Source organism: Flavobacterium aciduliphilum (assembly GCF_003268855.1).
Classification (GTDB): domain Bacteria; phylum Bacteroidota; class Bacteroidia; order Flavobacteriales; family Flavobacteriaceae; genus Flavobacterium; species Flavobacterium aciduliphilum.
On the sequence record NZ_QLSZ01000007.1, the window covers coordinates 1 to 13,136 of the forward strand.

General features: G+C 35.6%; 12 protein-coding genes and 1 tRNA gene. 7 read left to right on the plus strand and 6 right to left on the minus strand.

The genetic code is table 11. The annotated features are described in order from the left end of the window. Positions 1-113: 113 nt before the first annotated feature. The 3 genes from gpmI to CLV55_RS08330 form a co-directional block, all read right to left on the minus strand. Positions 114-1,631 (minus strand): 2,3-bisphosphoglycerate-independent phosphoglycerate mutase, encoded by a 1,518-nt coding sequence (gene gpmI, locus CLV55_RS08320; RefSeq protein WP_112113298.1) that lies wholly within the window; start codon positions 1,629-1,631, stop codon positions 114-116. 112 nt (positions 1,632-1,743) lie between these two features. Beyond that, on the minus strand, positions 1,744-4,164 hold the full coding sequence (locus CLV55_RS08325) for a DUF5916 domain-containing protein (RefSeq protein WP_112113299.1): 2,421 nt from the start codon (positions 4,162-4,164) through the stop codon (positions 1,744-1,746). 194 nt (positions 4,165-4,358) lie between these two features. After that, positions 4,359-4,808 (minus strand): GNAT family N-acetyltransferase, encoded by a 450-nt coding sequence (locus tag CLV55_RS08330; RefSeq protein WP_112113300.1) that lies wholly within the window; start codon positions 4,806-4,808, stop codon positions 4,359-4,361. Positions 4,809-4,986: 178 nt separating this feature from the next. On the opposite strand from CLV55_RS08330, the gene CLV55_RS08335 reads away from it, so the two are divergent. After that, a tRNA-Gly gene (locus CLV55_RS08335) sits at positions 4,987-5,059 on the plus strand. Between the two features lie 33 nt (positions 5,060-5,092). Here the strand turns inward: CLV55_RS08335 and pepE are convergent. Next, positions 5,093-5,797 carry a dipeptidase PepE gene (pepE, locus tag CLV55_RS08340; RefSeq protein ID WP_112113301.1) on the minus strand — a complete coding sequence of 235 codons (705 nt, stop codon included), beginning with the start codon at positions 5,795-5,797 and terminating at the stop codon, positions 5,093-5,095. A 122-nt stretch (positions 5,798-5,919) separates the two neighbouring features. Here pepE and CLV55_RS08345 point away from each other — a divergent pair, with 122 nt between their 5' ends. Genes CLV55_RS08345 through CLV55_RS08365 form a run of 5 tightly spaced genes read left to right on the plus strand, consistent with a single transcriptional unit; the run spans position 5,920 to position 10,451 of the window. Further along, positions 5,920-6,684 (plus strand): hypothetical protein, encoded by a 765-nt coding sequence (locus CLV55_RS08345; RefSeq protein ID WP_146739554.1) that lies wholly within the window; start codon positions 5,920-5,922, stop codon positions 6,682-6,684. 13 nt (positions 6,685-6,697) lie between these two features. Next, positions 6,698-7,201, plus strand: coding sequence for a DUF6702 family protein (locus CLV55_RS08350; RefSeq protein WP_245902698.1), 504 nt, complete (start codon positions 6,698-6,700; stop codon positions 7,199-7,201). A 56-nt stretch (positions 7,202-7,257) separates the two neighbouring features. Beyond that, on the plus strand, positions 7,258-9,510 hold the full coding sequence (locus CLV55_RS08355; protein ID WP_112113303.1) for a M1 family metallopeptidase: 2,253 nt from the start codon (positions 7,258-7,260) through the stop codon (positions 9,508-9,510). A 36-nt stretch (positions 9,511-9,546) separates the two neighbouring features. Beyond that, positions 9,547-9,897 (plus strand): Sec-independent protein translocase subunit TatA/TatB, encoded by a 351-nt coding sequence (locus CLV55_RS08360; protein WP_112113304.1) that lies wholly within the window; start codon positions 9,547-9,549, stop codon positions 9,895-9,897. Further along, the gene (locus CLV55_RS08365) at positions 9,897-10,451 is read left to right on the plus strand and encodes a phosphatase PAP2 family protein (RefSeq protein ID WP_112113305.1); all 555 of its coding nucleotides are present in this window, start codon (positions 9,897-9,899) and stop codon (positions 10,449-10,451) included. The genes CLV55_RS08360 and CLV55_RS08365 overlap by 1 nt, the downstream gene beginning before the upstream one ends. On the opposite strand, the gene CLV55_RS08370 is transcribed toward CLV55_RS08365, so the two are convergent. Further along, positions 10,448-11,089, minus strand: coding sequence for an O-methyltransferase (locus CLV55_RS08370; RefSeq protein WP_112113306.1), 642 nt, complete (start codon positions 11,087-11,089; stop codon positions 10,448-10,450). The two genes, CLV55_RS08365 and CLV55_RS08370, sit on opposite strands and share 4 nt — an antisense overlap. 85 nt (positions 11,090-11,174) lie before the next feature. Here CLV55_RS08370 and rlmN point away from each other — a divergent pair, with 85 nt between their 5' ends. Beyond that, positions 11,175-12,212 carry a 23S rRNA (adenine(2503)-C(2))-methyltransferase RlmN gene (gene rlmN, locus CLV55_RS08375; protein WP_112113307.1) on the plus strand — a complete coding sequence of 346 codons (1,038 nt, stop codon included), beginning with the start codon at positions 11,175-11,177 and terminating at the stop codon, positions 12,210-12,212. A 65-nt stretch (positions 12,213-12,277) separates the two neighbouring features. Here the strand turns inward: rlmN and CLV55_RS08380 are convergent, their stop codons facing one another. Then, complete coding sequence (locus CLV55_RS08380) at positions 12,278-13,135, minus strand: hypothetical protein (protein ID WP_112113308.1); 858 nt, start codon at positions 13,133-13,135, stop codon at positions 12,278-12,280. Between the last annotated feature and the right edge of the window lies 1 nt (position 13,136).

A 13,136-nucleotide genomic window follows, 5' to 3' on the forward strand; every position in this document is an offset into this window, starting at 1 on the left:
CAAATCAAATTTAAACAAAATGAGCCCGATTAAATATCGAGCTCACTATTATCAAAATTAATTATAAATTTGTCTAAACTTTTGGGTCCAGTCTAAATCGAACGCTTTTTTTGTTATAGTAACGAATGTCTTGTCATTTCAGCGGGTTTTTCAATTCCCATCAGTACTAAAATAGTGGGCGCAATATCACCCAAAACACCATCATGAATCGATTTCAATTCTTGGTCAACTAAAATGATCGGTACAGGGTTAGTGGTGTGAGCTGTGTTTGGAGTCCCATCAGGGTTAATCATTGTCTCGCAATTTCCATGATCGGCAATGATAATCGTTGTATAGTTGTTTTCTAGTGCCGTTTTAACGACTTCTTTGACACACTTATCGACAGCCTCGCAGGCTTTTATAGCTGCTTCCATGACACCTGTATGACCAACCATATCGCCATTGGCAAAATTAAGACAGACAAAATCTACCTCACCTTTTTTTAATTCAGGAAGAAGAGCATCTTTCAATTCGAAAGCACTCATTTCAGGTTGTAAGTCGTAGGTTGCCACTTTTGGGGAATTTCGCAATATTCTGGTTTCTCCTTCAAAAGGCGTCTCTCTCCCTCCCGAAAAGAAGAACGTCACGTGTGGATATTTTTCAGTTTCTGCAATACGAATCTGTTTTTTACCAGCTTTTTCAAGTACTTCTCCAAGGGTTTCGGTGATGTTGTCTTTGTCATAAATCACGTGCACATTTTCGTACGTATCGTCGTAGTTGGTCATCGTGACATAATACAAATTCATTTTATGCATATTGTATTCATGAAAATCTTTTTGGGATAAGGCTTCGGTCAATTCACGTCCTCGGTCAGTTCTGAAATTAAAGAAAATGACAACATCACCTTCTTTGATGGTTGCTAGTGGTTTATTTTCTTCATCCACACAGACTAAAGGGAGAATAAACTCGTCAGTGGTTCCTTGATCATAACTTTTTTGGATGCTTTCTGTCAAATGGGTGGTTGCAGTTCCTTCTCCATGAACAACTATGTCGTATGCTAATTTTACTCGTTCCCAACGTTTATCGCGATCCATGGCGTAGTAGCGTCCTATAAGAGAAGCAATTTTTGCTTCAGAATTTTTAGTATACTTTTCAAGATTTGCAATATCTGAAAGAGCCGATTTTGGGTCAACATCTCGTCCGTCTGTAAAAGCATGGATGAATACATTTTCGAGACCATATTCTTGAGCAGCGTCTAGTAAACCGTATAGATGTGACGTGTGAGAATGTACACCACCATTAGAAACCAATCCTAAAAAATGCACTTTTTTCTGATTTGTTTTTGCATAGTGAAACGCATCCAAAAGGGGTTTTTCTTGATTCATGGTTTTGTTTTGAACAGCCAAGTTTATTTTTGCTAAATCTTGGTATACAATCCTTCCCGCACCTAAATTCATGTGTCCTACTTCTGAATTTCCCATTTGACCTTCTGGTAAGCCAACATTCAGTCCATCAGTGCGCAATTGTGCATTTGGATATTTGGTGTAGAGGCTGTTTATAAAAGGAACGTTTGCATTGTCTATAGCAGATACTTTTGGGTCGGGCGATTTTCCCCAACCATCTAAAATCATTAAAATAACTTTTTTATTCATATCACATTTGATTTATACAAAGGTACGTATTTGCAAAATCTCAGGAGACTGATTATTAAGGAAAATTTTAAAAAAATCACGAAAACGATTTAGGATTCTTTACTAAAGAAAATTAAAAAATATTTTGTATCGCATTGTAATCTATAAAATAGCGAAGACTTATAGAAAAAATCTGATTCAAATTAGTGTTGAGTACATTTGAAAAATTAGTACCAAAATTACTGTCGAAATCTCTTTCAAAAAGTAAGGAGTTATTTCTATAAAGAATGGTTAACTGGCTGCCTGGGGCAAACCACCACGAATAAGAAACATCCATATTCCAGGTGTTGAAATTTGAATTTTTATTTGTTGTGTAGGCATCGTTTGAGAGTAAACTACCATCATCTTGCAATGTTAAAATATCATGATTCACGGCATAAGACCAATAATGTCTTATGGATAAGTCAAAGTTCATTTTGTTATTGAGTGAATATTTTCCAGATAGCGTGTTGGTATAAGTAACACGATCTCTACGCGCAAAAATTATGTTGTTGTCTGCATCGGTGTCAATCCATCCAATGTTTTTGTTTTGTCTAAAAAAATTGAAACTATAAACTAATGAGAACTTATTTGAAAATCGATACCTCGGATCAATTTCAAAACCATAATTTATGCGTCCTTTACTTTCAACAAAGGCAAATGAAGGATTGAAATCTATTGCAAACTTTCGATTGTAATTTGTAGAAATATAGGTCCAAAAATTTATAAATCTAGGAATTGTTACAAACTTTTGTTCATTGGCGGTTCTGGGTTCGTAAAAATCATAAGTTTCTACTGGTTTTATGCTGAATCCACCACCGTAATAGTCATTTTTTTTGTTCGTTGAATTTATATTGATATTTATGTTGGCATTTTGAATTCTATCGGTTCTGTTATCAAATTCTGAATATAAATTTGCATAAATCCCAAAAGAATTAAAGGTCTTCGTTGGGTTTAATATTCGATAACTTCCATTGCCAAAGAATGCATGATAATGGGTTTGGAAATTAATACCTAAATCGTTGTTGTCAAAATCTTTACTGATGTATTGTTCTCCAAATCCATATCGGTATTTTCCGCTGGTTTCTGCAAAATACAGTGACGAGTTAATGCCTCTTTTGATTTCAATATTTTTATCTTCACTGACTTTACTGTATTTGAAATCACCATTTAGTTTGTAGGTGTTCTTTTTCGTGTTCAAATCGAAAACTAATGCAGAAACATTAGCGTCTCTAAAATGACTTTCTCTAAAAACATTAGTGTTTACAAAAGAAACAGAGGAATTTTTTCTAAATCTTTGATCCAATACAAATACGTTATAATTAGCCAAAGGTTCTACCATTTCTTGTCTTTCAGATTGATCAGAAGTGTTCAATATCGTGGCAAAAGCTCTGTTTGTTATGGCGTTTAAAACACCTATGCCTAATCCGTCTTTGGTTCTTCCAGATACTTTTAAAGCGTTTAGTAGATTAACATTTTTTGGATATTTGATCACTTCCTCATTATCGGCAACCTCAGGATAGGTAGACGGACTTCCTCCAATTCTTCTCGAGTAAAACAAATCTCCTTTGCTGAATAATTCGGTTCCTTCGGTAAAAAAAGGTCTATTTTCCATGAATTGTTGCTCAAAAGGACCGAGATTTAGCACAACATTATCAAAAGTAGTTTGTCCAAAATCGGGGATTAAAATTGCATCTAGTGTAAATGCGTCATTGATGCCGTATTTAATATCCAACCCAAGTTTAAATTCTTTTGTCACTAGTTCAGGGTTGCTTTTATAGTAAAAAGAAGTGTAAGGGATAAAAAATAATCGTGTAGGGGTTTTAATATTTTGAATGCCTTCAAGAATTCCCATTTGAGTTGCTTCGTTAGAAATTTTATTGTCAATAAGATTCCAAGTGTAAGCAAATCGATTTCTTTTGTCTTCACGGAAGAAATTCAAACCCCATGTTTGTGTTTTTTCAGAGGAAAAGCGTAGGGCGGCATATGGAATTTTCATCTCGACGGTCCAACCAAACGAAGTAATGTCCACATGACTATTCCAAATAGAATTCCAAGAAAAATCTTCTCCATTGGAGTTGGTATACAAATCATCGGCTTGCACGCCTGACGCACTTACATAAAATCCGAAATATTGTTGTCCGTCATTAAATCCGTTAATAGAAACGCCAAAAATATCAGCGGTACCAAAATCGTCTCGTTTTGTAAGTTCGCGTGGGATTTTATTAGGTTCAGGATCATACATAGAAGCCGCAATGTAAATGGCCTCATTGTCATACAAAACTTTTACTTCAGTACGCGAGTCTTTGGGTTGAGGTTTGCCATTGTCTGGTTGAATCATTACAAAATCACTAGCAATGGCTACATTTTTCCAAGCTGCTTCATCAAATTTACCATCAATCGATATTTTTTCGCTACAAAAGTTGGTGTATAAGGATTTTTTTGGAACTTGACAAACTCCAATAGATATTCCAAACAGAAAAAGAATTAAAATAAAAGATAGGGTTCTTTTCATTGATTTGACTTTACTTTGACTTTACTTTGACTTTTTACATAATTAACTCAAGAAGTAAAAAATTAGTATTGTTTGTAGGACATTTGTTACTGCTTTTTCGAGAACTAATCAAAAATATTTTTCCGATGTCTAGAAATCAATCCGATAAAACTAATTTTTGAAGACAGTTCAAATTCAAAAATGGTACAAAGGATTTATTCAGAACTCAAATTTTTGTACATCACAACATGAGGGCCAATAGACTCAATAATAAAGAAGTCTCCAAGAATGGTGTACCCTAGTTTTTTATAAAAGGGAACTGCTTTTTCTCTTGCATGAAACCAGAGAAGACGGTTTGATTGTGTTTTTAATTGGTTTTCACAATGTTCTAATAATCGTCTTCCGAATCCCTTTTGTTGGTATTTGGGAAGAATCGCCATACCTCTTAATTGGTATTGATCTGCATTTGAGAGCTTTTTATTTTTCGACGAATAAAGCGAAGCGACACCTATTAATTCGTGTTCAAAAAAAAGTCCAAAATGAATTGTTGATGACAAGGTATCACCTTCAAAAATACAAGTTTCAATAGGTCTTCCATCTCTTAATACCAAATGTCTAATAGGAATTAGTTCTGATGCATCGATTTTTTTTAGTTCTATGGGCATGGTGAATTTTTGGTAACAAATTAATTATAAATATTTTATATTTAAATGGTGGTGTGGTAGGAAAAAAAATTAAACTTTTTTGTAAAAAAATTTGCTTTTGAAATAATTTATAACATATATTTGCACTCACAAATGAAGTACATCGGATGCCGAAATATACAACGTTTGTGAGATAAAAGCGGAAGTAGCTCAGTTGGTAGAGCTCCAGCCTTCCAAGCTGGTTGTCGCGAGTTCGAGCCTCGTCTTCCGCTCAAAAAACCCTAACATTGTTAGGGTTTTTCTTTTTATAGTTGGTTTAAGTTAACTCCAGATTCGAGTTCCATTGCGGGATGATTCTTTTGAAACCAACGTGCGGTTAATGTTCCTCTTAAAAAGATATCAGACCCTACTACTTCAAGCCAACTTCCTTCACGCAGTCCCAATACGGGAATAGTATTCAAAACATGAAATTCATTAATCCTAGTTTCCCTAGTTTCTCCCATGTGCTTGCTTTGTAAATCGGCATCTAAATAGTGGGGATTTAAATTAAATGGAAGAATGCCTAATGTATCAAAACTTGGAGGATAAACGATCGGCATGTCATTAGTGGTTTGCATGGAAATGCCCGTAATGTTACTTCCAGCGCTCGTTCCAATATAAGGAGTTCCAGCATTGAGAACAGCTGCCAAAGTATTCATGACGTTCTGTTTGTATAACTCGGTAACTAAAAGAAATGTATTTCCACCACCTGTAAAAATCCCTTTAGCTTCTTTCAAAGCCGTAATTGGATCTTCAAAAGTATGGAGTCCCACAATTTTTTTATTTATCTTCAAAAAAGCTTCTTGAACTTTTGTAGTATATTCATCATGTGTGATGCCTCCCGGTCTTGCGTATGGAATAAAAAGTATGCTCTCACAATGGCTAAAATGGTGTTCAAGTTGAGGAAATAAATACTCTAAATAAGCGCCACCAAAAAGGGTAGATGTGCTCGCAATTAGTAGTTTTTTCATGATATTTTAATTTTCATCAAATTTAAGAAAATATAATTAACATAAATTTAGTGTTGTCTTGGCTTATTTTTCGAAATCATTCTAGGTACTTTTACAGCTAATTAAAATCAATTTGCGTGCGTTTGTTTCGAAGTCTACTTCTTTTATTCTTGCTGAGTGTTTCTGTGCAAGTAGAAGCTCAAAACGCTGTGTTTTCCAATCGAATTAATGGAAAAGTTATTGCAGATTACAATGATTTAGAGGGAATTTACATTATCAATTTAGCTAACGAAAATTCAACTAGTACAGAACGAGGAGGTTATTTTTCAATTGTAGCAAAAGTTGGAGATACTCTTTTGTTTTCAGCTATTCAATTTAAAGCGTTGAAAGTAGCTGTCAAAGAAAATGATGATACTCATGCCCTTTTTTTCGTAAAAATGGAACCTTTAGTTCGAATGATTGATGAAGTACGAATAGGGGAGTACAAAAACATCAATGCGGTTTCATTGGGAATTATTTCGCCTAACATAAAGCATTTTACCCCAGCCGAAAGAAAGTTAAACACCGCTTCTAATGCTTATCCCTCCTTAGGTATTGGAACCAAAATAGGGGTTTCCGCAGGTTTAGACCCTTTGTTGAATTGGATGTCGGGTCGTACCACCATACTAAAAAAAGAACTCGAAGTAGAGAAAAAAGAAACCTTAATAGATAAAGTTCAAAATTGGTTTGAAGAAAAATACCTTGTTGAAAAGCTCAAAATTCCTCAAGATTATGTAAAAGGATTCTTATATTTTGTAGTAGAAGATGAAAAATTTGTAGCTGCGGTCAAATCAAAAAACAGAACGATGGCTACTTTCGTACTTAATGATTTAGCGGTAAAATATAAACAAATCATAACCGAAAAATAAGTACTTTTGGAGTATGATAAAACATAAAAAAATATTTTGGGTATTAATTTTCTGGTTTGTTTTTATAGCCATGATGCCTCATAAATTTTATTCTTCTATTTTCCAAATTAACTACGTGCCTCAAAAGAAAATGGTTCAAATTACGTCTCGAATTTTTGTAGACGATTTGAATCAGGCTCTCGAAAAAAAATACCATAGAAAATTTTTTATAGGCACAGAAAAAGAATCGCTTCAGGAGGAACAAGAACTACTAAAGTATCTTTCTGAGACCGTTGTGTTAAAAATTAATGGAAAAGTAAGATCCTTAGATTTTAGAAGCAAAGAAGTAGAGGCAAATGTCTTAATTTGTTATTTTAGAATTACAGAGGTTACGAAGATACATACTTTTGAAATCGAAAATACTACTTTGATGGAGTTGTATCCCGAGCAACAAAATATTGTACAAGCGAATATTTTTGGCGAAAAAAAATCATTTCTCCTAACAGCAGATAATTTTAAAGGAATGTTAAAAAAATAAGCTTCAAATATTCTTCATAAAAAAACTACTACTTTTATGACCTAAACTAAATGAGTATGTGGTTAAAAAAGAGTTTTATAATCCTAGGGGTTTGTGCTAGTTCAGCCTTGACGGGAATTGCACAAGACACCCAAAAAAGCACCAAAGAAACGGAACAAAATGTAGATAAATTCAAGCAAATGTACGATTTGCTGGCCACACCCAATATGTATCGTACAGCTTCTGGTGCACCTGGACCTGAATATTACCAGCAACAAGCTGATTATAAAATAGATGTTGAACTAGATGATAAAAACACGCGTTTGTATGGAAAAGAAACTATAACGTATACCAACAATGCGAGAGAATCACTGGATTATTTATGGGTCCAATTAGATCAAAATCAACAGGCTAGAACATCATTGACCCCTCTAATTAATGGCAAAACAACCGACCCAGCAATGGAAGTTCAAAATTTTTCGAGAAACTATTTAGAAGATGATTTTGATGGGGGGTTTAGAATAGATTATGTAATCGATGCTCAAGGAAAACCAATGTCATATACTATCAATCAAACGATGATGCGTATCGAATTGCCAAAACTGTTGAAACACGGCGAGAAAATTGTTTTTTCTATAAAATGGAACTATTTAATTAATAATTATACTATCGATGGAGGTCGTTCGGGCTATGAGCATTTTGATACAGATGGCAATAATCTCTATGTAATTGCACAGTTTTACCCAAGAATGGCGGTCTATAACGATGTGGAAGGATGGCAAAACATGCAATTTTGGGGTGCTGGAGAATTTGCCCTTCCGTTTGGGAATTTTGAAGTAAACATTACCGTTCCTTCCGATCATATTTTGGAAGCTACAGGAACGCTACTCAACAGAGCAGAAGTTTTTACTCCAGAACAATTAGCGCGCTATACTCAAGCAGAAAAATCATTTGACAAACCCGTTGTTGTTGTGACACAAGCAGAAGCAGAAGCCCGAGAAAAAAGTATAGCAACCACAAAAAAAACATGGAAGTTCAAAGCCGATAATGTGCGAGATTTTGGATTTTCAACGTCTAGAAAATTTATCTATGACGCCATGGCTGTTAGAGTTGGAGGCAATACCGCAATGGCAATTTCGCTCTATCCAAAAGAAGGGAATCCACTTTGGGAAACATATTCAACCAGAATGGTCGCACATACCTTAAAAAGTTATTCTAATTATACTTTTGATTATCCCTACCCGAAAGCAGTTTCCATCAATGCGCGAGATCAAGGAATGGAATACCCCATGATTTGTTGGAATTATGGTCGTCCAGAAGCCGATGGTACGTATTCTGACAAGATAAAATATGGAATGTTGGGCGTTATTTGTCATGAAGTGGGACACAATTTCTTCCCCATGATTATCAATTCTGATGAGAGACAATGGACTTGGATGGACGAGGGACTCAATTCGTTCATGGAATATTTAGCAGAAACCTCTTTCGATCCAAAATTTCCTGTGCGTCGGGGTCCCGCAAAAAATATAGTTCCTTACATGAGTGGCGATCCTAAAGGATTAGAACCTATTATGACCAATTCAGAAAGCATTCGACAATTCGGAAATAATGCTTATGGCAAACCTGCTACGGCATTAAACATTCTTCGTGAGACCATTATGGGACACGAATTGTTTGATTATGCCTTTAAAACGTATGCTAATCGCTGGAAATTCAAACATCCTACTCCTGAAGATTTTTTTAGAACCATGGAAGACGCTTCGGCAGTCGATTTGGATTGGTTTTGGAGAGGGTGGTTCTATACTACAGACTATAATGATATTGGAATTAAAGAAGTAAAGAAATATTTTGTGAGTAATGATCCTTCCAAAGAAGTAGAATCCTTCAAAAAAAATAGACGCCAGCGTGATTCGAGCCCGAAACCTATGGTTTATATGATTGCTGAAGGAAGTGAAGATTATAAACCTGAATTAAATAAACCTTTCAAGACTACCGATTTTAAAGTATTGAATGATTTTGTGATGGAACACTTTTCGCAAGAAGAACGTGCCAAATTGCATGAACCAAAGTATTTCTATCAAGTTACCTTTAACAAACCCGGCGGATTGGTAATGCCAATTATTGTCGAACTCACCTTTGAAGATGGTTCGACTGAAATTCAGAAATTTCCAGCTCAAATTTGGCGTATGAATGATAAAGAAGTCAGCAGAACCTTTGCAACTCAAAAGCCAATCACTAAAATTCAAATCGATCCAAAATTAGAAACCGCCGATATTGATCTTTCCAACAATACTTGGCCAAAAGAAGCACAAAAATCAAAATTTGACTAATTACTTTGTACCTTTGCACCTATAAAATCATAAATCATGTTTGGAGGAGAATTTTTTTTCATTATACTCATTGCCTTTCTTCTTTTTGGAACAAAAAATTTACCAGAAGTTGTGAGAGGTTACGCTAAATTTATGGCCACACTCAAGAATGCAACTAATGAAATTAAATCTGAAATTCAAAAGAGTGCCGATATAGACGGAATCAATTCTTCTATACAACAAATCACTTCTTCGGTAACACAAGAAGTAGAAAAAGTGAAAGAAAGTGTGGCAACTGATACGGGAGCTATAGGGCAACAGGTACTCAAGCAAACCACAGAGGAAGTTGGCGCAATCCAACAAAATATTGAAGATATTGTAGAAGGGCCTATCAAACGTCAAAAGTAATGCTCGATAAAATTATAGCGCTAGACAAAACTCTTTTTGTGTATTTAAACGGATTGGGTAGTCCTCAATTTGATGGGCTTTGGCTCATTATTACAAAGCAAGCCTATTGGATACCTTTTTTCTTGTTTTTAGCCTATTTAATTTATAAAAAATTAGGGTGGAAGCAGTTGCTCATCATCATGCTTTTTGTGGCGCTACTTTTGTTGTGTTGCAATACGTCTGTTGAGTTTTTCAAGGCGACTTTTCATCGCTTACGACCCTGTAATGATCCCGAACTAAAAAACACCATCAGAATCATCCATCAATCCGATTCCTACAGTTTTTTTTCAGGGCATGCAGCCAATTCTATGGCGACCATGACTTTTTTGTATTTGATGTTAAAAAAACAGTACAAATATATTGTTCTCATATTTCTATACCCTTTGATTTTTGCCTACAGTCGCATTTATCTCGGTGTTCATTTCCCCACCGATATTTTAACAGGCTATGCTTTTGGCATACTATTCGGAGTGAGTTTTTATTATATCAATAAAAAATTTATTCTTAAAAGTTAAAGCACACGACTCACCGTCAACCCATCGCGAATAGGCAACAACACCGTTTCCACTCTAGGATCCTCATTCACCATTTGATTGTATTCCAACAATACTTTCGTACTCATATCTTTCGGATTCAATTCCTCCAAAACCTTACCGCTCCACAACACATTGTCCGATAAAATAATACCACCTGGGTTCATCATCGGTACAATCATGTTAAAATAATGAATGTAGTTTTCCTTGTCAGCATCAATAAAAACCAAATCATATTTTTTATTCAAAGTCGGAATTATCTCTAAAGCATCACCCAAATGCGCCACAATCTGATCCTTCCACGGCGACAAATTAAAATACTTCTGCTGTATCGAAACCAATTCTTCTTTAATTTCAATAGTGTCCAATATCCCTTCTTTTTGCAACCCTTCTGCCAAGCACAAAGCGGCATACCCCGTGTAAGTCCCAATTTCAAGAATATTCTTGGGACAAATAATCTTAGACAACATGCTCAACACACGCCCTTGCAAGTGACCACTCAACATGCGGGGTTGCAATACTTTCTGATGCGTTTCCCTAAACAATTGCTCTAACAATTCAGGCTCTTTTTGCGAATGCTGAGCCACATAATCTTCTAATTCCTCTGATATAAAATGCATGACCCTTTATTTTTTTACAAACTTACAAATATCCCATCATAAATAACCAAACATTCAAATCAACAAATTATGTTACCTTTGCCTCATGATGGAGAAAAAAGACATTAGAGCCTTTTCTAAAGATCAACTTAGAGATTTTTTTGTAGCCAACGGCGATAAAGCCTTTCGTGGCAATCAAGTCTATGAATGGTTGTGGAGCAAAGGCGCGCACTCTTTTGATGATATGACCAATATTTCAAAGGAAACCCGCACCATGCTCGAAACTCATTTTGTCATCAACCACATCAAAGTAGATCAAATGCAACGCAGCGACGATGGCACAGTAAAAAATGCCGTTCGTTTGCACGATGGTTTGGTTGTAGAAAGCGTGTTAATTCCCACTGACACCAGAACAACTGCTTGCGTTTCTTCCCAAGTAGGGTGTAGTTTAGATTGTAATTTCTGCGCAACTGCCCAATTAAAACGCATGCGTAATCTAGAACCAGGCGAAATTTATGACCAAGTGGTTGCCATCGACAGAGAAAGTAGATTGTACTACAACAGACCTCTTTCTAACATTGTATTTATGGGAATGGGAGAGCCGCTCATGAATTATAATAATGTCATCAAAGCCATAGATAGAATTACCTCCGACGAAGGCTTAGGCATGTCTCCCAAACGCATCACCGTTTCCACATCGGGGATTCCCAAAATGATTAAGAAAATGGCGGATGATGAAGTGAAATTTAAGTTGGCCGTATCCCTACATTCCGCTATTGATGAAGTTCGAGCCAACATCATGCCTTTTAGCAAAAACTTTCCTTTAAAAGAGTTACGAGAAGCTTTGACCTATTGGTATCAAAAAACTAAAAGTAAAGTCACGTATGAATATGTCGTTTGGCGCGGCATTAATGATACAAAAGAAGCTGTGGATGCCCTAGTGAAATTTTGTAAATACGTACCCTGTAAAGTCAATTTAATTGAGTACAACCCAATTGACGATGGCATGTTTCAACAAGCCTCAGAGGCAGCCATTGCTATGTATATTAAAGAATTGTCCAAAATAGATGTCGTGGCCAAAGTACGCCGAAGCCGAGGAAAAGATATTGATGCGGCATGCGGACAATTGGCTAATAAATCATAAAAAAACGTCTCGAAAAATCGAGACGTTGTTAATCAAAAAAAAAAATATTTAGAAAAAACCCTAAATTAGTTTCCAATCACAATGGTATAAGAATTTCCATTGATAGTAAACACCGCTGTGTTGTCACAATCTCCAGTACCATAATCTAAAGTTGCGGTGTGATTGTTTTTAGTAAATGTAATTACACCTGAAACAATTAGTGGCTTGTGGACATTCATGCAACTCATTTTAACTTGCAAAGGAGTAGTTATTGTACTCGTAATTGTTCCCGATGGGTGTGTTGTAGTCCAGCTTCCAGTAATGCTGTAAACATTGTCAGATAAATCATTAGGAGTGTCATAACCAGCTATAATTTCTCTTGTTCTTGACCCAACTCTATGGTGTGTTTGTCCGTTAATTGTAGCTGTCAAATCCATTTGCATGATTACAATTGGGTGTGGATTAGCCCCGGTAGTCATGGTTCTAGTAAACGATTTATTTCCTTCAATTTTTATATTATTGTGGTAAAAATTGTCGAAGCTATAATTCACGGTTTGGCTTGTAGCTGTTGGGTGATAAGTAAAGGTAATGATGATTTTTCCACTTACTACATTATTGTTTGCAAGGGTACAACCTGAACCAAAATCGATGGTTTTAGTTACCAAGTCGCCATCATTTAATACGGTTCCAAAAGCAGGTACTCTTGTAATGGTTGCACAAGTAGACAATGCAACTACACCGTTCTTGTTTGAAAAAGAATTGGAATTAATATTATTGTACTGGTCTTCTACAATAGTACTTACATCATCACTAGCAAGGTCGATTTTTGAACTCGCTTGTGCTTCGTCTTTTGACATGTAAGAGGTTTCAGAAGTGTCGTTTTTACTGCAACTTACCACAAACAGTGATAATAGAATGGCAAGGGTTACAATTTTTGTTTTCATA